Raw genomic sequence first — 20069 nt, forward strand, 5'->3', positions numbered from 1 at the left:
AAAGGCCCGCTTCAGGCGGGCCTTTTAGAGAGCGTTGCACTTTATTTGGCGATAGCACCATCGATGGACAACTTGCCTGCGCCTTCAAGCAACACCGCAACCGTACCGCCCAACAGCGCCAGCGCAAACTCATAGCCATTGTTGGCCATAAACAAACCGTTATGGATATGCACCGAGAAAATCGCCACCAACAAGGTGAATGACAGACCCAATGCAGCAGGACGGGCCAGCAAGCCGACAATCAGGGCCAGGCCAGCAAAAAACTCAGTACCGCCAGACAACAGTGCCATCAAGGTGCCCGGCGTCAGACCAATGCTTTCCATCCATTGCGCAGTCCCCGCAAGTCCACCACCACCGAACCAGCCGAAGAGTTTTTGTGAGCCATGAGCAGCAAAAATGATGCCCACGAAAACCCGTAAAACTGTCAGGCCATAGCCTGCACGGGTGCCCAGAACGGTTTGGATCAATTTGCTCATGGTGTAGTCCTTTAGATCATCAGGGGGGGAATGCTCGCCATATTAATCAGTTTTCATCATGTTAAAAGTCGAATAAACCCGACATAACAATCAAATTATTCGATTATTTGCGAGAGACCAGCCTAGGCTTCACTGGCTCCAGCGAGTCACGCTCCCGGTCAAAGGCCAAATAGTATTTATTCACACTATTAACATAGCTGACGGCCCCCATTCCCACCTGCTCCATGGCAATACGCTCCACCTGGAAGAACCATTGATCAGGGTTCAGGCCGCGCCTCCTGGCCTCGGCCCGCATGCCCTGTACCCGTTCCGGCCCCATGTTGTAGGCCGCCAGAACAAAGGCCATGCGTTCACGCTCATTGAGTTTGGGGCTGGAAAAGAACTTGCGACGGATCATCGCCAGATACTTGGCCCCGGCTTGAACATTGTTATCCACGTTCTGAATATTATTGACCCCCACTCTCTGGGCTGCCGACGGGGTAATTTGCAGCAACCCCGTCGCGCCGCCAGTCCCCCGGGCATCAGGGTCAAGGGTTGACTCTTTGAACGCCAAAGCTGCCAGATTCAGCCAGTCCATACCCTGCTGACGCGCATGTTTCTGCAGGATCGGCCGCAGTTTTTCAAGCTTCTGGCGATCGGCCCGGGCCAACGGGTAATGCACGCGGTATAGCCGCCGGTACACCCGCTCAAAAGCGACGTCCTGATCGGAGGGAGCTTTATAGCTGAGCAAAAACCGGTCAATGCTGGCCCGTAGCATTGAGGCATCACGCCGTACATACCAGCGCATGGCAGCAGGCTCGCTGACCAGAACCTTACGGTCAAAACGCAACTTGGGCATCAAGGTTGCCCAACGCTCGGCAATCGGTCGCTCAACAATAGTCAGATGGAAAATACCGGCCTGAACCATCTCCAGCACGTCTTCGACGGCCAGACTGGGGTCCACCCATTCGATTTTTACCGCGGGCAATTTTCGCAGGGCCAGCTTCTGATTGATCATATTGACCGCTGCACCGGCTGCGCTGCCGGTGGTAAGTGCCACGGTACGCCCCGACAACTGCTCAAAACGGCTGAACCTGCGCTCACCTTTAATCCCCACCAGCAACAAAGGCACGTCATCGACGATCGGATCACTGGGGCTGATGGCATGGCTGGGCTTGAAGTCGAGCAACTCCCCAGGGGCCACCAGATCACCTTCACCGCGCGACAAGGCACCCAGCAATTGATCCTTGGATTTGGGAATGATTTTGAGGGTGATTTGCTGGCCATCACGGGCGTGGCCATTGAGGTAATGCTCGAATGCGCGCAAGCGGTGATATTCAACACCAATCGCCTGGCCCTGCACCTCTCCCGAACTATTGCGGCTTTGGTTGACCAGCACCCGCAACACCTGACTGCTGCGGATCTGCGCCAGATCGCGGACCTGACCGGGCTGCCCGACCTGTAACGGTCCGGCCAGGCGTGCCAGTGCCGGCAAGGGCAACAGCAGCAGGCACAGCGCAATCAATAGTGTGGGTCTTGTCATCCGTTCTCCGGAAAGAATACAGCCCGGTGCCGTGTCGGATTAACCGACAACCGGTTGCCCCTTTTGGGGGTTTTAAGCGCCGGGAACAGCGCGCAAAACAGTCAATGGGTCTTGTAGAAGACCGGGCATTGCGTTGTTGCGGCATTCAAAGACAACCATAACGGTCTGTAGTTCTTGGTTTTTCTTATAAATCTACAGCTCTGATATGCTTCTCGGCCTGTGGCCTGAGGTAGCACCATGCAACTCATCGATATCGGCGTCAACCTGACCAACTCCAGCTTCGACGGCAAACACCAGGCGGTTTTAGACCGTGCTTACGCCGCTGGCGTGGCCCAACTGGTCCTCACGGGCACCAGCGTTGAAGGCAGTGAACTGGCCTTGCAACTGTGTCGCGAACTTGACGAAAACGGACAACGGCTGTTTGCCACGGCGGGTATTCATCCGCACTCGGCCAGTGACTGGAACAGCGACAGCGCTCAGCGTTTACTGGCCTTGTTCAAAGAGCCCCAAGTGCGCGCCGTGGGTGAATGCGGGCTGGATTTCAACCGCGATTTCTCTCCGCGCCCGCAACAGGAAAAAGTGCTGGAAGAACATTTGGCATTGGCGGTTGAACTGCAATTACCGGTGTTCCTGCACGAACGTGATGCCAATCAGCGTCTGCTGGAGATCCTGCGCAACTATCGCGACCATTTGCCGGCGGCCGTGGTGCATTGCTTTACCGGCGAAAAGAAAGCGCTGTTCAGCTATCTGGACCTGGACTTGCACATCGGTATCACGGGGTGGATTTGCGACGAGCGGCGCGGGACCCATTTGCATCCGCTGGTACGGGATATTCCCCGGGGTCGCCTGATGCTTGAAAGCGATGCGCCATATTTGCTGCCGAGAACGTTGCGGCCAAAACCGAAAAGTGGCCGTAATGAACCGGCCTATCTGACCGAAGTTTTGCGTGAGGTGGCGGTGCATCGCCAAGAGAGCGAACAGGATCTGGCCGAGCATACGACGGCTTGCGCACGGACGTTTTTTGGACTGCCGGCTTAGCTTTTAGAACCGTCTCCCTGCCGCCACTCAAGGCTCTCGCGAAGGGGCCGGCAGATCAAAAACGCCCCTGTAGCAGCTGACGAGCTTTGCGAGGCTGCGATCGACGGCGCAGCCGTCGCCGAATATCCCCCGGTGTGTCAGATGCATCGAGCCTCGTCAGCAACCTCCACCCTTGACCCATATCAACCGGGCCCTCTTCGAATAGCGGCACAATGATGGCACCTTGCCAATATTGTTCCGCAAAATCAGAGAAGACCTTCCATGGGTACCTGGCTTAGCAACATCTCGCTCAAATACAAATTCTGGGCCGTCAACGCGGTGGCTTTTATCACCACGTTGCTGCTGGTGCTGTACGCGGTGCAGCTTGAACAGCAATCACGCAGTGATGCCGCTCAGGCCAGCGCCCTGGCGCAGGCGCAGCTGCTCGGTGCCTGGCCCGCAGACAAGGCCTGGCCTGAAGCCAGCCATTTGTTGCGCTTACCTGCCCAGTCCCTGCCGCAACTGAGCAATGCCAACGGCTGGGTTTCCATCAACTCCATGCCACTGCTCGGGCAAAACCCGTTGCTCGGTGCCCGGGTACTGACTCGCGGCGACAATCAAAAAATCGCGGTACTGGCTTATGCCCCCAGCCTGGCTCAGGTGTTCATGGAGCGCCTGCCCAACTATGCAGTCGCCGTGCTGGTTCTGATGCTGGCCATGCTCGGAGCCTCGCAACTGTTGATCCGATTTTTGCTCAGCCAACTTAATACCCTCAAGGATGTGATGCTGCATGTCGAGCAAACAGGCGACTTGTCCGCTCGCGTACCACTGGCCTGTACCGATGAGGTAGGACAAATGGCCAGTGCCTTTAATGCCATGCAGGCCGGTTACCAGCGAGTGGTGAATACCGTCGCCGACACTGCCGCGCAGCTTGACGCCGGCGCCGCGCGCCTGGCCAGCAGCATGGACGAAGTACGCCATGGCATGCTCGGCCAGCAGAGCGAAACCGATCAGGCAGCCACTGCGATCAATCAGATGTCAGCCACCGTCCACCACATCGCCCAGCACGCCGGTGCTACCCGCGACCTGTCGCAAACTGCAGATGACCTGGCCGGCAGCGGGCAGCAAGTGGTCAGCCGCGTGCAGCAATCCATCGCCAGCCTGTCCACAGGGGTGCAAACAACCGCCGAGATGATTCAGCAACTCGCCCAGGACAGTCAGAAAATCAATAGCGTGGTCAGCGTGATTCACAGCATTGCCGAACAAACCAACCTGCTGGCGTTAAACGCCGCCATTGAAGCAGCCCGGGCCGGGGAGATGGGCCGGGGCTTTGCGGTTGTGGCCGATGAAGTGCGACATCTGGCCAAGCGCGTACAAACGTCCACAGACGAGATCACTTCGATGGTCTCGGCCTTGCAGGCAGGTACCCGGGACGCCGTGGACTTTATGCAGGAAAGCTCATTCAAGGCCGACGACTGTGTACAGCAGGCCCAGGAAGCCGGGGCCGCCCTGGCCGAGATCACCCGCGCGGTAGCGCAAATGCGCGAAAGCAACACCCAGATCGCTGTGGCCGCCGAGCAGCAAAGCCAGGTCGCAGAAGAAATGAACCGGGCCGTGGTCAGCATCCGTGACGTCACCGAAAACACTGTGCAGCAGACCGTCGACTCCGCCACTACCAGCAACCAGCTGGCGACGCTGGCAGGTGAACTGAATCGGGCTATCGGCCAGTTGAAACTATAGAAAAGACCCTATCGGGCCAATAGCCACAGTTGATTCGCCCAGCCCGCAACCCGGGCATATGCTTTGTCCATACGGTTCAGCCCAGGCTGAACACTTGAACAAAACAAGGAGAGCAATCATGGGCAAACGTCATCCAAACCTGCCAGCCTGGCAATGGCGCTCCAACCCGCAGAGCCATCTGAGCCCTGCGCATCAGGCACTGAACCTGATCGCAATTCCCATGATGGTGCTGGCTTTTCTGCTACTGGCCTGGGGCGTATTCAGTGAGAACGCCGTGACTGCCTGCATCGGTCTGCTGGCCCTGTTCGCAGGCATGGCTTTGCAACACCAGGGCCGCAAGCTCGAAGACAGAACCGCGCAGCGCAGCCAGACATTTTGATTAACCAAAGACCGCTACGGTCTGGCGGCTGATCGCGATCAATTCGCCATTCGGTGCCCACAGATTAGCCGCCACATGACCGTAGCCGTCGCGGGCATGTTCGATCACCGCAAGGTACTGGCACCACTCAAGCGTGCTGGCTTGTGGCAAAGGCTGCACAAACTCGATCGTCCAGGTCAGCGTGCTGCCCGCTGTCGGTTTGTTCAACAGCGGCAACAGCGCAGGTGGCCAGGTATCGACCAGCGCCAGCAAATGGGTTTCAGTCAGCGGCTCGTCTTTGACATCACCGGCAAACCGCACCCAGCCACCGATTTCGCGTGTGCCGCGCCCGGTGAAAGGCAGCGCGCCGACAGCCCAGGCCATGGACATGTGGCGCATGAACTCCGGGGTCACGCCCTTGATGTAGGGCAGTAGCGGGATGTCCTCAGGGGCCTTGACCTGCGGCGCGGTGCACCCTGCCAGGTTGATGACAGACTCCCGTGCACTGCCGAAACTGCCCTGCACCAGGGTCACTACCTGGCCATTCTGGACCGCGCGGCCCAGTACCTGGCTGACGGCCTTGCCTTCACGCAGTACTTCGACTTCAAAACTGATCGACACATCCGGCTCGGCAGGGCCGACAAAGGTCACTGCCAGCGAACGCAAAGCGCGCTCGGCCGGGACCTGAGCGCGCATGGCTTGGTACTGCAAAGCAACCATCAAACCGCCAAAACTGGCACGGCCCTGAGCCCAGGCCGGGGTAATGGTGACATCCAGTGGATTGCGCCGAACCGCTTCGATCAATTCGAAAAACTGCATGAGCACCTCAAGACAGAAAAATATGACGCGATACTACTCACCCACCTGATTCGGCACAGCGCTGTATCCGCCAAAACCCCTGCTGATCCTGCTAATGAAAACAGGCCGCGCTCAATTTGACCAAAGCACGGTCAGCGCGTTTTTCACCGCGCTCCAGCGCTGCCTGCCATTGTTCCACGCAAGGCTGTAAATCAGGCTGATGCTCAGCCTGGAGCAGCCACTGCCAGGCGTCATGCCACTCACCCAAGGCTTTTTGCGCTTCCTTCAAGCGGCCCAGCACCAGCACCGGCAAACGATCCAGCTGCGGATAGGCTTCGGCTGCGTAACGCACACGCTTGATGAGTAGCCGGACACGATGCCGGTCATGCCCCGGATCATTCAGGGCCTTTTCCAGGGTCTGCCACTGTTTGTCCAGAACGCCCTCGATCCGCTGACGCAAACCTCGCAGCATGCCTTCGCGCTGGGCAGCACGGATAAAACGGGGGAAGACATCGAGGATCATCAGCAATTGAGCCAGTTGTGCACTGTCGGCCACCGCCGCGTAACTGCCCGACAACTGCTCAAAACGCCGCGCGGCCTGCACGGGATAGCCTTGCTGCTGCAAGTGCGCGGCCAGTACTTCGAGGTCTCGCAGCGGCGTAGTCAAAATGCCCACCTGGGAGGCGGACATTTCCAGTTGCACCACACCTGGCAAACCCCGCAACGGGCGTAACAGACTGCGCAAGCGCCGCACCGTAGTACGCAAATCATGCAGGGCCTCGGGATCCGTATCAGCCTGCAAACGCGCCTGACAGGCCAGCAACCTGACCTCCAGACGCACAATGTTCGCGATTATCCGGTCAACCAGCTCAGACATCCTCACCCTCCCCCATCACCGCAACGGCTTAACGTCCTGCGCGGGATTCACGAATATAGAAACGCGCTTTCTCGGCCTTAGTGGTGCAACCTTCAAACGCTTCGAATTGCTGCTGGGTTTTGGCCCCGGTCAGCAGCGACAGGGCTTTGGAGTAACTGACAGTCCCTGCAAAACCTTCAGCCTTGGCCAGATCCAGCTCATGCCAGGCAGCATCCAGCTGGGTTGCGCAACTGTCTCGATAAGCCGCTTTATTACCCGCACAACCCGCCAACGCCAGTGCAATCAACGGTACACAAAGCCATGCTTTCATGATGTTTCCCTCAAAAATTTATAGTCAGTGCAAGCTCAGACGGGCAAGCGGCGTAAAAGTGCCTTAACGGTCTCAACTCGTGTCGCAGTGCTGCGCTTTTCAGCCCAGCCACGCTGACGGGTGATGCACGCTGATCGAGCGGCGAGTCAATGCTCTTACATCCTAGCTGGCAGACCCCGATTTATGCCAACCGCTGTCGCTACACTGAACAAAAAGGCATTGTGAACACCTGTCAGACGAAGGTTCGGGTCATGAAAAAACGTATTGCACTGGTATTAGGTTCCGGGGGGGCCCGTGGTTACGCCCATATCGGCGTCATTGAGGAGCTTGAGCGTCGCGGCTACGACATTGCCTGTGTAGCAGGTTGCTCGATGGGCGCGGTGGTAGGCGGCATATATGCCGCCGGCAAACTTGATCAGTACCGTGACTGGATTCAAAGCCTGGATTACCTCGATGTATTGCGCCTGGTAGACGTCAGCTTTCGACTGGGCGCCATCCGCGGCGAAAAAGTCTTCGGCCAGATCCGCAATATCGTCGGCGAAATCAACATTGAAGACTTGCGTATCCCCTACACCGCCGTCGCAACCGACCTGACCCACCAGCAAGAAATCTGGTTTCAGGAAGGCTGCCTGCACCAGGCCATGCGTGCATCGGCGGCAATTCCCAGCCTGTTCACCCCCGTGATGCAGGGCAACCGCATGCTGGTCGACGGAGGCCTGCTCAACCCGCTACCCATCGTGCCGGTCGTCTCCAGCCATTGCGATCTGATCATCGCCGTCAACCTGAACTCCACCCACCACAATAATTATCAATTGCCCGTCATCGAACGCCCCCCGGCGTTTAAAGGCCGCTTTGACAGCTTGATGAGCTCGCTGGGGTCGCACATCCCGTTTCGCACCAAACAGGCCGAACACCTGTTGAACCTGGAGCAGGAAATGCTCAACCCCCTGGTCGAGGAGCAGCCCAACCCCTGGCTGGAATCGGCCTACCCCAAAACCCGGCAACCTGCCAGCGAAGGCACCCCCAAGTCCGCCACCGGCTCTTTTATCATCGACAACGTCGGCCCCGCCTCGCTGCTGGACTTGATCAACCAGAGTTTCGAGGTAATGCAAACCTCCCTGGCGCAATACAAGATTGCCGGTTACCCGCCGGATATCCTGATCAACGTGCCCAAACGGGTGTGCCGTTTCTTTGAGTTTTACAAAGCCCCGGAACTGATCGCCCTCGGCCGGCAAATAGCCAAAGACACGCTGGATCGCTACGAAAGCGAAGATCATCAGGGGCAGTGACGCTTCTCAGGTCAACAACCGATACCCGACGCCCGCTTCAGTGGCAATGAATCGCGGATGCGTCGGATCATCCGCCAGCTTTTGCCGCAGATGACCAATCACGATGCGCAGGTAATGACTGTTTTCAATGTGGGTCGGGCCCCAGATATCCTTGAGCAATTGCTGCTGGGTGATCACCCGGCCCGGGTGGCGTGCCAACTGCGCGAGCACCGCGTATTCCTTGCGGGTCAGTGCCACTTCCACGCCATCCAGCAACACCCGGCGAAATGCCAGATCAACCACCAGAGGGCCAAGCTCAACTGCCGCCGCTTGCGCCTCGCCAGCGGGTGCCTGGCGCAATAAGGCACGCACCCGGGCCAGAAACTCCTGAATCCCGAAGGGCTTGGTCACATAGTCGTTGGCCCCGGCGTCCAGCGCCTGGACCTTTTGCACTTCGCTGGCGCGTACCGAAAGCACCAGTACCGGCACGTTCGACCACTCGCGAAATTCACGCAGCACCTGCTGGCCATCCATGTCGGGCAGGCCCAGGTCGAGCACCAGCATGTCCGGCTGCTTTAACGCAGCCTGGCTCAAGCCGTCAGCCCCCGTGGCAGCTTCCAGCACGTTGTAGCCCTGGGAAACCAGACTGATGCGCAAAAACTTGCGGATCTGCGGCTCGTCGTCGATGACCAAAATAGTTGCGCACTGGCTCATGGCATCTCATCGCAGCAAAAGAATGGCCAAAGAGTATCAGTGTTCATGCTCGGGCTCTTCTTGATCCAGGGGCGGCTGCTCAGGTAACGGCAGATACAAGGTGATGCATGTACCCGTGCCATCCATGCCGTCACCCACGGTAATTCGCCCGCCATGGGCGCCGACCATGCCCTGACAGATCGCCAGGCCCAGCCCGGTGCCCTGCCCGCCGCGATCACCGCGGGCGGCGGTGTAGAACATGTCGAAAATCTTCGCCCGCTCATCTTCCGGAATCCCCGGGCCCTGGTCGCTGACCGCAAACCACAACTCCTGTTCATCGGCACCGGCCTCCAGCACCAGTCGCCCGGCAGGCGGCGAGAAGCGCGCCGCGTTCTCCAGCACATTGATCAGCGCCTGCTCGATCAACGCTGCGTGGATATGCAGCAACGGCAATTGCGCCGGCACATCCACCTGCACCTGCAAAGGTGCCAGCACCGCGTGCAGCCGATTCAGGGCACTGCCCACAATGTCGGCCGGGGACACCCAGTCACGGGCCAGTTTCAGCGCGCCGTGCCCCAGCCGGGTCATGTCCAGCAGGTTCTGAATGTAGCGGTCCAGCCGCTCGGCTTCATCACGGGTGCCCTCCAGCAGTTCGCGACGATCCGCCAGAGGGATCGCCTCGCCCAGTGCCAGCAAGGTGTCGATACTGCCCCGCATCGTGGTCAGGGGCGTGCGCAGGTCATGGGACACGGACGCCAGCAAGGCGCTGCGCAACTGCTCGGTTTCACCATGCAAACGCGCAGCCTCAAGGTCCTGGGCCAAACGGGCCCGCGCCAGCGCCTGGGCCAGAGGCTGACTCAGCGCCATCAGCAACCGGCGCCGCTGGCCGCTGAGCTGCTGGCCTTCTTTGGGGCACACGCCAAGCAAGGCCAGCGGCCCCTCTTCAGCGCTTAACGGCCACCACCACCAGCGCCCCATCGGCAGGGTTCCGGTGCCCTTGCCTGCGGGCTGATCGTGGGCCCAGGCCCAATCTGCCGCAGCGCGTTCGGCCTCACTGAACTGCAACGGGCCACCCGTCTCAACCTTCCAGCCACCGCCGGGTTCACGATTGAGCAAACACACATCGAGTTCCTTCCAGCTGCTCAAGTGCTGGGCCGCGGCATTGATCACGGCCTGGCGATCGGTGGCGGCGGTCAGTTTGCGCGACAGGTCGAGCAATTGCGTGGTTTCCTCCTGAGTGTCGCGCAATGCCTGCAACTGCCGCCGTTGCCGGGCCGCCAGGTTGCCGGTGAGGGCTGCCATGAGCAAAAAGAACAGCAAAGTCAGCACGTCTTCTTCACGCTGGATGCTGAACGAGAAGTTGGGCGGAATGAACAGGAAGTCATAGGCCAGAAACGACAGCGCGGCGCAGGCCAGTGAGGGCCCCAGGCTACTGCGCACGGCGACCAGCAATACGGCCGCCAAAAACACCAGCGAGATATTGGGCAATGCCAGCACACTGGAAACGCCCCAGGCCAGGGCACTGGCCAGAACGGTCGCCACCAGCGCCAGGCCGTAATCAAACCACACCAGCGTGTGTGCTCCACGACTGGACGTGGGGGTGGGCGACTGCTCATTGTCGAGCACGTTGATTTCCAGGCCATGGGCATCACGCAGCAACCGTGAAGCCAGACCGCCACCGAAGACCCGCCGACGCCAGGTCAGGCGCGACTGGCCGACCAGCAACAGGCTGGCACGGCGCTCACTGGCGTGTTGAATCAGGGTCTTCGCCACTTCACCGGCGCGCAGCAACACCACTTCGCCACCCAGGCGCTCAGCCAGTTGCTGAGCGTTTTGCAGACGCAGCCGCGATTGCTCGTCACGCACCGTACCGTTGTCCACATGCACCAGACTCCAGGGCAGATGCCTGCGTTCTGCAACGCGGCTGGCGTGGCGTACCAGGCGCTCGGCATGCACGTCGCCATCAATCCCCACCAGCAACCGGCCACGCAACGCAGGAGCCGATTGCCCCTGCTGGCGATAGCCTTTATCCAGCTCATCGTCGACATACACCGCCGCGGTCTGCATCGCCAGTTCGCGCAGGGCGTTGAGGTTGGTCTGGGAGAAAAAGGCATCGATCGCTGCCCGCGCCTGCTCGGGCACGTACACCTTGCCCTCACGCAGACGCTCCAGCAGTTCACGCGGCGGCAGGTCGATCAACAGCAGTTCGTAGGCTTCCTGAACGATCCAGTCGGGTACGGTTTCGCGCACCTGCACCCCGGTAATGCCACGCACCTGATCGTTGAGGCTTTCAAGATGCTGGACGTTGACCGTGGTGTAGACATCGATGCCCGCTGCCAGCAATTCCTGGACATCCTGCCAGCGCTTGGCATGGCGGCTGCCGGGAGCGTTGCTGTGGGCCAGTTCGTCCACCAGCACCAGCTTGGCTGCGGCCGCCAGCAACCCGTCGAGGTCCATCTCTTCGAGCTGCACGCCGCGATACTCCGAGCGCAGCATGGGTTGCTGAGGCAACCCGTTGAGCAGTGCTTCGGTCTCGGCCCGACCATGGGTCTCGACCACCCCCGCCAACACCGTTACGCCTTGGCGGACCTGGGAATGAGCCGCTTGCAGCATGGCGTAGGTCTTGCCCACGCCGGGCGCTGCGCCAAGAAACACCTTGAGCCGGCCACGGCCTGCGCGAGGTAAATCTGCCAAGAGCGCATCGGCGCGACCGGAATCTGTCATGGAATTACCTATTGAATACATAAACCCCGCAGGAGCGAGCTGTTCAAAGAGCTCGCTCCTGCGGGGTGCTGTCAGTTTTCAAGCTGCGCCAACGCCTGGTTCAGCAGTAATACGTTCACTACCGGCGGCCCCACCAGCGGCTGCTCGGTATGTTTTTCAAGCAATTGCTCGAGCGTCTGCACCGGCAAATTACGCGCGGCGGCTACCCGTGCCAGTTGATAGCGTATTGCCTCAGGAGGCAAGTGCGGGTCCAGGCCACTGCCCGAAGTCGTCAGCAATGCCAGAGGCACCGGGCCCTGATCGGCTACCACCCACTGTGCCGCGCTGTCCTTGACCCGCGTGGCCAGGGCCGGGTTGCTCGGCGCCAGGTTGCTCGCGGCACTGGACACCGTGGCAAAGGCCCCCGCCGACGGCCGCGGGTGGAACCAGCCATCACCCGTGAAAGCCTGTGCGATCAGTGCCGAACCCTGCACCTGGCCTGCACTGTCGCGTATCAGGCTGCCGTTGGCCTGCTGCGGGAACGCCAACTGCGCAATCCCGGTAACGGTCAGCGGGTAGATCACCCCGGTGATCGCCGTCATCAACACCATCAGGCTCAGGGCCGGACGTAAAAGAGTAGCCATGATCGATTCCTCTAAAGGTGGTTAAACCAGGTGCAGGGCGGTGAGCAGCATGTCGATCAGCTTGATGCCTGCAAACGGCACCACCAGCCCGCCCACGCCATAGATCAACAAGTTGCGACGCAACAAATGCGCGGCGCTCGCCGCCTGGACCCGCACGCCACGCAAGGCCAGCGGGATCAGCACCACGATGATCAGTGCGTTAAACACGATGGCCGACAAAATCGCGCTCTGCGGGCTGCTCAGCCCCATGATGTTGAGCACGCCCAACTGCGGGTAGATAGTGGCAAACAGGGCCGGCAGGATCGCGAAGTACTTGGCCACGTCGTTGGCAATCGAGAAGGTGGTCAGGGCGCCACGGGTCACCAGCAGTTCCTTGCCGATTTGCACCACATCCAGCAGCTTGGTCGGGTCGCTGTCCAGATCGACCATGTTGGCCGCTTCCCGCGCTGCCTGAGTGCCGTCGTTCATCGCCATGCCGACGTCAGCCTGGGCCAGTGCCGGTGCGTCGTTGGCACCGTCGCCACACATGGCCACCAGTCGCCCGTCATTTTGCTCATGACGAATGCGCGCCAGTTTTTTCTCGGGCGTGGCCTCGGCCAGCACGTCATCCACACCGGCTTCGGCCGCAATGGCTGCGGCGGTCAGCGGGTTGTCACCGGTGACCATCACGGTGCGTATCCCCAGCTTGCGCAATTGGGCAAAGCGTTCGCGGATACCGGGTTTGACCACGTCCTTGAGGTGGATCGCGCCAAGCAACCGGCCCTGGGCGCAAACCAGTAACGGAGTGCCACCGCTCTGGGCGATCTTGTCGATCTCGCGTGACAACGCCGGCAGTACTTCGCTGCGTTTGAGGCCGACAAACGCCAGTACGGAATCCACTGCACCCTTGCGATAAATCCGCCCGTGACAGTCGATACCCGACAAGCGAGTTTCGGCAGTAAACGGCACCGCGGTGAAATCAGCTGCCGCAGGTTCCGCCAGGGTATGCAGGCCGCGAATGAACTCGACGATGGACTTGCCCTCTGCCGTTTCGTCCGCCAGCGAGGCCAGCAAAGCACCTTCAGCCAGCTCTTTGGCGGTCATGCCGGGGGATGCATAGAGCGCCGTGCAGCGACGGTTACCGAAGGTGATGGTGCCGGTTTTATCCAGCATCAATACATGCACGTCGCCTGCGGCTTCCACCGCACGCCCGGATTTGGCGATCACATTGAGCCGCACCAGGCGATCCATGCCCGCAATCCCGATGGCCGACAGCAAACCGCCAATGGTGGTCGGAATCAGGGTCACCAGCAGCGCCACCAGAAACACCAGCGGCAAGCTGCCACCGGCGTAGTAGGCGAACGGCTGCAAGGTCACCACGACAATCAGGAAGATCAGGGTCAGACCGATCAGCAGGATATCCAGCGCCACTTCGTTAGGGGTTTTCTGGCGTTTGGCACCTTCGACCAGCGCGATCATGCGGTCCAGGGTCGACTCGCCGGGGTTGGCGCTGATTTGCACCAGCAGCCAGTCCGACACCAGCCGGGTGTTGCCGGTCACTGCCGAGCGATCACCGCCGGACTCGCGAATCACCGGTGCCGATTCGCCGGTGATGGCCGCTTCGTTGACCGCGGCAATCCCTTCAATTACCTCGCCATCACCGGGAATCATCTCCCCGGCTTCGACGCGCACCACATCACCCTTGCGCAAGCGGGTCGCGGGCACCACTTCAAAGCCGCCCGTGGCCGTACGCCGCCGCGCACTCAAGCCGACGCTGCCCGCCTTGAGGCTGTCGGCGCGGGCTTTGCCGCGGCCTTCGGCCAAGGCTTCGGCAAAGTTGGCAAACAGCACGGTAAACCACAGCCACAGGGCGATTTGCACCGCCACCCCGGTGGGCACCGCAGGCTCGGGCATAAAGCACAACACGGTGGTGAAAATCGCCGTCAGTTCCACCACCAGCATCACCGGTGAGCGCTTGAGCTGACGCGGGTCGAGCTTGACGAAGGCTTGCAGCAAGGCCGGGCGCCAAATATCGGCAAACGAGGTTTTCGGTGATTCGCTCGCCTTGGCTTCAGGCGTAGGTGTCAACTTGGAAACAGGAGCAGGCATAGTCATCATCGTCTCCTCAGAAGCCCAGAGTCAGTTGTTCAGCGATTGGGCCAAGGGCCAGGGTCGGCAAGAACGTCAGGCCGCCTACCAGCAGGATGGTCACGGTCAACAGCGCCACAAACAGCGGGCCATGGGTCGGAAAACTGTCCTGGCCAATCGGCGCGGTTTTCTTCAGCGCCAGGCTGCCGGCCAGGGCCAGTACCGGGAGGATGTAGCCGAAGCGCCCGAGCAACATGCCCAGCCCCAGCATCAGGTTGTAGAACGGCGTATTGGCGTTGAGCCCGGCAAATGCCGATCCGTTGTTGGCACTGGCCGACGTGAAGGCGTACAGAATCTGGCTGAAGCCATGGGCTCCAGGGTTGCTCACCGACGCCACGGCACTTGGCAGCACGGCTGCGATAGCCCCCAGCACCAGCACCCCCACCGGCATCACCAGCAAGGTCACCACCAATAACTGAACCTCTTTGGCCTGCAGTTTTTTACCGAGGTATTCCGGAGTGCGACCAATCATCAGACCGGCCAGGAACACTGCAATCAACACGTTGAGCAACATGCCGTAGAGCCCGGCACCGACGCCGCCGAAGATCACCTCGCCCACCATCATGTTGACCAGTGCCACCATTCCGCTGATCGGGTTGAGGCTGTCGTGCATGCCGTTCACCGAACCGTTGGAGGCGGCGGTAGTGGTGACGGTCCAGAGCACGGTGCCCGTGGTGCCGAAGCGCACTTCCTTGCCTTCCAGCGGCGCGGCTTGCTCGACCAGCGGGCTGTTGAGGGTCGGGTTGGGCTGATATTCGGCGTACAGCGCCGTGCCGCCGCCGATCAGGAACAAAGCGAACATGCAGGCGATGATGGCCCGGCTCTGACGCAGATCCTTGACGTAATGGCCAAAGGTGAACACCAGCGCGACCGGGATCAGGATGATCGAGGCCATCTCGAACAGGTTGCTCCAGGCGCTCGGGTTCTCGAACGGGTGCGCCGAGTTCACGCCGAAGAAGCCACCGCCGTTGGTGCCCAATTGCTTGATCGCAATCTGGCTGGCCGCCGGCCCCAGCGGAATCACCTGATCCACGCCTTGCAGGGTCACGGCATTCACGTAATGGGCGAAGGTTTGCGGTACGCCCTGCCAGACCAGAAACAACGCCAGCACCAGGCACATCGGCAACAGGCCGTAGAGCGTGGCGCGCGTCATGTCGACCCAGAAGTTGCCCAGGGTTTGCGCAGAGCGGCGGCTGATACCGCGGCACAGCGCTACCAGCACCGCCAGCCCGGTGGCCGCGCTGACGAAGTTCTGCACGGTCAGGCCGGCCATCTGGCTGAAGTAACTGAGGCTCGCCTCACCGCTGTAGCTCTGCCAGTTGGTATTGGTGACAAAACTCACCGCGGTATTGAACGCCTGGGTCCACTCTTGCCCGGGCAGTTGCTGCGGGTTGAGCGGCAAATACTGTTGCAGCAACAAAATGGCGAACAACAGCACAAAGCCCGCCAGGTTGAACGCGAGCAGGGCCAGGGTGTATTTCTGCCAGCTTTGCTCGGTGTCCGGGTCAACCCCGGCGACGCGGTAGCAGACCTTCTCCACCGGCCCGAAGACCGGTGTCAGCCAGGTGCGCTGGCCCTCCATCACCTTGTAGTAAAACCGTCCGAGAAAGGGCGCCGGCACCAGCACCAACGCAAAGAACGCAAGAATCAGCGCATAGTCATAACTGTGCATACCCGCTCCTAGTTCCGATCTGCGCGCAACAGCGCAATCAGCAGATAAACGAACAGCCCCACTGCCAGCAGCAGCGACACTCCATCCAGAACGCCCATGACAAATCTCCCCGAAACGGCCATTGCCGTGTGTGGGAAGAGTGTGTGCAACAAGGGCGTAAAGGATCGAGATCGAAGGGGATGCGGGGGCGTAAAGAAGGCGTAAAGAAGACGGCCTGACCTGTAGGAGCGAGCTTGTTCGCGATCTTTTGATTGTGGCCGCGAAGAGCTCGCGAGCAAGCTCGCTCCTACAGACAGGCACCCGTAAAGGTTTTAGTGCAGCAGCGGTGTGTCCAGGACCTCGGATGGCCCGCCCAGCACGCTTTCGCTGAGCTGGATAAACACTTGGGTGTTGACCTTGTCCAGGCGCATCAGGGCCTGGCTGACGTCATCCAGTGAACGCTTGCTACGGGTTTGCAGACGGATCTCGCGGTCCAGCGCCTGCAGCAGCGTCACAGCCCGTGCAACCATCGCCGGGCTGGCCTGGCCGCGCAGGCGGGTCACGCCTTTGCCGGCAGCATTGAGCCTGTGTTGCAGGGTCTGGTAACGCTCATCACTCATGCCGCCGGCACGGCGCATCAACTCAATGGCGTAATACTCGCTCAACCCTTCGCCAATCCAGTCATGCTCCGGCTCGTCATTGATCCCGCTGAACAACTGCACCAGTTCGCGCAACAACGGGCTGCTACCCGCCTCATTGACCAGAGGCAGGCCGCTGTAGAGGTAGATCGAGTTGCCTGCCGCCGCACTGCCTTTCCACATCGGGCTGCCCGCACCGACAATCAACAGCTTGGGCGGGTTACGCGGGAATACCGTTTGCACCTGGGGCCAGACGAACGTCAGCAGGGTCAGCACATCCATGCGCCGCATGCCCTGCCCTTTAGGCGCGGACACCGTGACTTCGGTTTCGCCCAGGATGGTGCGGCGGCTGCCCAGCGTGCCGGCGAGCATCCAGCCGGTCGGGCGGTCGAACAGACGCGATACATCGTCGATCCGGAAACGGTTTTTGCCGATCCGTGGCCATGGGGTTTCGACACTCTTCCAGCCCGGCGGCAGCTCAAATTCCAGACGCGACACCAGTTCGCTGCCGTCTTGCGCGTCGAGACTGGCCGCCGGGACCAGGTCCTCACCGCGAAACAGCGCCCACTGCGGGGTCATGCGCGTGTCAAAACTGCCGTTCTTGCGCTGATGGTTCAAATGCACGCGGTAGCTCAGGCTGGCCTTGCCCGGTGCCGGGTGCCACAGGCCCCGGCTGTGAAGGGCATCGGGGGTCAACTGCCACTGGCCGTCAGCCTTGAAATCGCTGTAACTGCCCGGCGGCCCGAGATCGAAATCCAGGCTACGCACCGCCGTCCCTTCGGCCAGGGTCAAGCGCACCTGCGCCTGATCGCTTTGCGGCAACAGGCGCACGTGGTAGTCGAAATCAACTTTTTTGGCGGCCCACAGCGGTCCGCAAGCGATCAGTAGCAGCAGCCCCAGAGGCCATTTGTAACGCAGCGGCATACACACTCCATGGCAACCGCTCCGGCACTTAACCGGCGCGAAAAATCAGATGATCTTCCCAGTCGTCTTCCGGCACGCTGCCCTCGGCAAGCATGCGCCCGGATTGCGAAATGCGTTCATGGTGCACCGCGTCCCGGTCGCCACACACAAGGTGGTGCCAGAGCGGCAAGTCTTTGCGCTCACTGACCAGCCGGTAGCCACAGGTCGGCGGCAGCCACTTGAACTCTTCAGCCTTGCCGGGCGACAGCTGAATGCAGTCCGCAACAGTGTCGCGACGCTTGGCGTAGTCGGTGCACTGACAGGTTTTCAGGTCGAGCAATTTGCAGGCAATGCGCGTGTAGTAGACGCTGTTGTCGTCTTCATCCTCGAGCTTCTGCAAGCAGCACAGGCCGCATCCGTCGCACAGCGACTCCCATTCCTCTTGATCAAGTTGATCGAGGGTTTTGCGGATCCAGAACGGTTCAACTATTGCGGCCATGGCTCAAACATCAACATCAGGGAGTGGAAAAGGCCGCCAGTCTAGTGCCCCGCGCTCCCCGGGCCAAGCGCTTGTGACTGACGGTGTAACTGGACTTGTCAGGAGGATGGGGTAAAAGTAGCTTCGTACCCGGTAAATCAACTCAGGAAAATCGAATGCCTGCTTCCAATCGCATTGCCGAACACCAGATCCATGAGCAGTTCACCCAACGCTGGTCGCCCCGTGCCTTCACCGACGAAACCATCGACAAGACCACCCTGCTGAGTTTTTTCGAAGCCGCCCGCTGGGCACCTTCGGCCTACAACTCGCAGCCTTGGCGCTTTCTGTTTGCCTTGCGTGGCACCCCTGATTTCGAGCGTTACCTGAGCCTGCTGGTGGAATTCAACCAGGGTTGGGCCAAGCATGCTGCCGCGCTGGTGGTGATCGTGTCGAAAACCACATTCGCCCCGCCGGGTACTACTGAAGAAAAACCGGCGCCGACCCACGCCTTTGATACCGGTGCCGCCTGGGGCCATCTGGCGCTGCAAGCGCATTTGAGCGGCTGGCACACCCACGGCATGAGCGGTCTGGATTACGAACGCGCGCGCCAGGAACTGAAAATCCCTGAGGGCTATGCCATTCAGGCGATGGTGGCCATCGGCAAACTGGGCGACAAGGCCAGCCTGGTGGATTACCTGCAGGCCAAGGAAGTCCCGAGCCAGCGTGAACCGCTGAGCAAACTGGTAGCCGAAGGCGATTTCAGTCTGTAACGCTTAGGCCCGTGCGCCTTGAACAGGCTCACTGTGGGAGCCAGCTTGCTGGCGATGGTATCGGTGCGGTGTATCAGAAAAACCGCGCCGCCTGCATCGCTGGCAAGCCAGCTCCCACAAGGGTGACTACTTCATCAATACCCGCGTGCGAAATCCACTTCGCCGCGCAGTGCCTCACCCGCCTGGAACGCCCGCAGGTTGTCGACAAACAGTTGCACCATCAACGACGGCGAGGTCGGTGCCGAACTATGACCGGTCAGCAGCAAGCCCCAGGCCGTCCAGAATGGATGCTTGGCCGGTAACGGCTCCTGACGGCACACATCAATGATCGCGCCCGCCAGATGCCCCACACGCAAGGCTTCAACCAGGTCGGCATCCACCACGGCCACACCGCGCCCGGCATTGATGAACACACCCTCGGGATTGAACAGTGCAAACAGTTCAGCGTCGTACAGGTCATGGGTTTGCGGGGTGTTGGGCAACAGGTTGACCACGTAATCCATCTGCCCGACCAGACGCGGCAAGTCGCTCAACGTCGCAACTTCCTTGAACGGCGCCTGTTCCCGGACAGCGCTGGCAATGGCGTACAGCTCAACCCCGAACGGTGCAAGAAACTGCGCCACGGTCTGGCCAATATCCCCTGCCCCGACAATCAACACTTTGCGCCCGACCAGACTCTGGCCGGTGCGGTTGTCCCACTTGCGCTCGACCTGGCTCAGCAGCCGCGCGATGACTTCGCGCTCATGGCCGAGCATATAAGTGAGCACATATTCGGCCATCACCTGACCAAAGATGCCGACTGCCCGGCTTAGCCGGTAATCGCGCTTCAGGCCGTCGGCCAGCAACGGTGTGATTCCGGCCCAGGTTGATTGCAGCCACTGCGGCTTGTGCCCTTGACGCAACAGGGTTGCCATCAAATCCGGCTGCCCCAGCCACACCGGGCAATCTGCAGCCATCTGCGCCAATTGCGCCGAATCGCCACTGGTCTGCACCTCCAGGTCGGGAGCTGCCTGCTGCAAGAGTTGGGCGTAAAGCGGGTAATCGTGCTCGGCAATCAGGACGCGCATGCTTCTAACCTTCCTAAAACACTGCAGCG

Annotated in this window: 19 protein-coding genes; 5 read left to right on the forward strand and 14 right to left on the reverse strand. The window is 60.4% G+C overall.

The features are described from left to right. Positions 1-41 precede the first annotated feature (41 nt). The gene (locus ACP7BO_RS13540) at positions 42-476 is read right to left on the reverse strand and encodes a DoxX family protein (protein ID WP_426210882.1); all 435 of its coding nucleotides are present in this window, start codon (positions 474-476) and stop codon (positions 42-44) included. A 103-nt stretch (positions 477-579) separates the two neighbouring features. Continuing rightward, positions 580-1998 carry a transglycosylase SLT domain-containing protein gene (locus ACP7BO_RS13545; protein WP_397456129.1) on the reverse strand — a complete coding sequence of 473 codons (1419 nt, stop codon included), beginning with the start codon at positions 1996-1998 and terminating at the stop codon, positions 580-582. 237 nt (positions 1999-2235) lie between these two features. On the opposite strand from ACP7BO_RS13545, the gene ACP7BO_RS13550 reads away from it, so the two are divergent. The 3 genes from ACP7BO_RS13550 to ACP7BO_RS13560 all read left to right on the forward strand — a co-directional run bounded on the left by ACP7BO_RS13550 (position 2236) and on the right by ACP7BO_RS13560 (position 5134). Beyond that, a complete protein-coding gene (locus ACP7BO_RS13550) occupies positions 2236-3036 on the forward strand; it encodes a TatD family hydrolase (RefSeq protein ID WP_426210884.1) in 801 nt (266 codons plus the stop codon). Between the two features lie 261 nt (positions 3037-3297). After that, positions 3298-4755: a methyl-accepting chemotaxis protein gene (locus ACP7BO_RS13555; RefSeq protein WP_426210886.1), complete on the forward strand. Its 1458-nt coding sequence runs from the start codon at positions 3298-3300 to the stop codon at positions 4753-4755. A 118-nt stretch (positions 4756-4873) separates the two neighbouring features. Next, positions 4874-5134 (forward strand): hypothetical protein, encoded by a 261-nt coding sequence (locus ACP7BO_RS13560; RefSeq protein ID WP_060691286.1) that lies wholly within the window; start codon positions 4874-4876, stop codon positions 5132-5134. On the opposite strand, the gene ACP7BO_RS13565 is transcribed toward ACP7BO_RS13560, so the two are convergent. The 3 genes from ACP7BO_RS13565 to ACP7BO_RS13575 form a co-directional block, all read right to left on the reverse strand. Next, positions 5135-5932 (reverse strand): acyl-CoA thioesterase, encoded by a 798-nt coding sequence (locus ACP7BO_RS13565; RefSeq protein WP_426210889.1) that lies wholly within the window; start codon positions 5930-5932, stop codon positions 5135-5137. Positions 5933-6023: 91 nt separating this feature from the next. Next, entirely contained in the window at positions 6024-6788 is a 765-nt protein-coding gene (locus ACP7BO_RS13570) for a CHAD domain-containing protein (protein ID WP_426210891.1), read from the reverse strand. Positions 6789-6816: 28 nt separating this feature from the next. Then, a complete protein-coding gene (locus ACP7BO_RS13575) occupies positions 6817-7098 on the reverse strand; it encodes a hypothetical protein (RefSeq protein WP_003446784.1) in 282 nt (93 codons plus the stop codon). A 251-nt stretch (positions 7099-7349) separates the two neighbouring features. Between ACP7BO_RS13575 and ACP7BO_RS13580 the strand changes: the two genes are divergently transcribed. Beyond that, on the forward strand, positions 7350-8387 hold the full coding sequence (locus ACP7BO_RS13580; protein ID WP_397456123.1) for a patatin-like phospholipase family protein: 1038 nt from the start codon (positions 7350-7352) through the stop codon (positions 8385-8387). 6 nt (positions 8388-8393) lie between these two features. Here ACP7BO_RS13580 and ACP7BO_RS13585 read toward each other — a convergent pair whose 3' ends face one another. The 8 genes from ACP7BO_RS13585 to ACP7BO_RS13620 all read right to left on the reverse strand — a co-directional run bounded on the left by ACP7BO_RS13585 (position 8394) and on the right by ACP7BO_RS13620 (position 18224). Next, the gene (locus ACP7BO_RS13585; RefSeq protein ID WP_426210893.1) at positions 8394-9080 is read right to left on the reverse strand and encodes a response regulator; all 687 of its coding nucleotides are present in this window, start codon (positions 9078-9080) and stop codon (positions 8394-8396) included. 36 nt (positions 9081-9116) lie between these two features. Further along, positions 9117-11783: a DUF4118 domain-containing protein gene (locus ACP7BO_RS13590; protein ID WP_426210895.1), complete on the reverse strand. Its 2667-nt coding sequence runs from the start codon at positions 11781-11783 to the stop codon at positions 9117-9119. 71 nt (positions 11784-11854) lie between these two features. Then, complete coding sequence (gene kdpC, locus ACP7BO_RS13595) at positions 11855-12406, reverse strand: potassium-transporting ATPase subunit KdpC (protein ID WP_426210897.1); 552 nt, start codon at positions 12404-12406, stop codon at positions 11855-11857. 21 nt (positions 12407-12427) lie between these two features. Beyond that, complete coding sequence (gene kdpB / locus ACP7BO_RS13600) at positions 12428-14500, reverse strand: potassium-transporting ATPase subunit KdpB (protein WP_426210899.1); 2073 nt, start codon at positions 14498-14500, stop codon at positions 12428-12430. Between the two features lie 10 nt (positions 14501-14510). Further along, positions 14511-16205, reverse strand: coding sequence for a potassium-transporting ATPase subunit KdpA (gene kdpA / locus ACP7BO_RS13605; protein ID WP_397456117.1), 1695 nt, complete (start codon positions 16203-16205; stop codon positions 14511-14513). 8 nt (positions 16206-16213) lie between these two features. Next, positions 16214-16303 (reverse strand): K(+)-transporting ATPase subunit F, encoded by a 90-nt coding sequence (gene kdpF / locus ACP7BO_RS13610; RefSeq protein WP_060691277.1) that lies wholly within the window; start codon positions 16301-16303, stop codon positions 16214-16216. A 213-nt stretch (positions 16304-16516) separates the two neighbouring features. Then, positions 16517-17746, reverse strand: a complete 1230-nt coding sequence (locus ACP7BO_RS13615; protein ID WP_426210902.1) for a hypothetical protein — start codon at positions 17744-17746, stop codon at positions 16517-16519. 28 nt (positions 17747-17774) lie between these two features. After that, complete coding sequence (locus tag ACP7BO_RS13620; RefSeq protein ID WP_060691275.1) at positions 17775-18224, reverse strand: YcgN family cysteine cluster protein; 450 nt, start codon at positions 18222-18224, stop codon at positions 17775-17777. A gap of 155 nt (positions 18225-18379) precedes the next feature. Here ACP7BO_RS13620 and ACP7BO_RS13625 point away from each other — a divergent pair, with 155 nt between their 5' ends. Then, positions 18380-18973 carry a nitroreductase family protein gene (locus ACP7BO_RS13625; RefSeq protein ID WP_060691274.1) on the forward strand — a complete coding sequence of 198 codons (594 nt, stop codon included), beginning with the start codon at positions 18380-18382 and terminating at the stop codon, positions 18971-18973. Positions 18974-19107: 134 nt separating this feature from the next. Here ACP7BO_RS13625 and ACP7BO_RS13630 read toward each other — a convergent pair whose 3' ends face one another. Then, the gene (locus tag ACP7BO_RS13630) at positions 19108-20040 is read right to left on the reverse strand and encodes a D-2-hydroxyacid dehydrogenase (RefSeq protein ID WP_397456114.1); all 933 of its coding nucleotides are present in this window, start codon (positions 20038-20040) and stop codon (positions 19108-19110) included. Positions 20041-20069: the final 29 nt, after the last annotated feature.

Origin of the sequence: Pseudomonas sp. TWR2-1-1, assembly GCF_049897045.1 — a bacterium.
In the GTDB taxonomy this organism is placed as follows: Bacteria; Pseudomonadota; Gammaproteobacteria; order Pseudomonadales; family Pseudomonadaceae; genus Aquipseudomonas; species Aquipseudomonas versuta.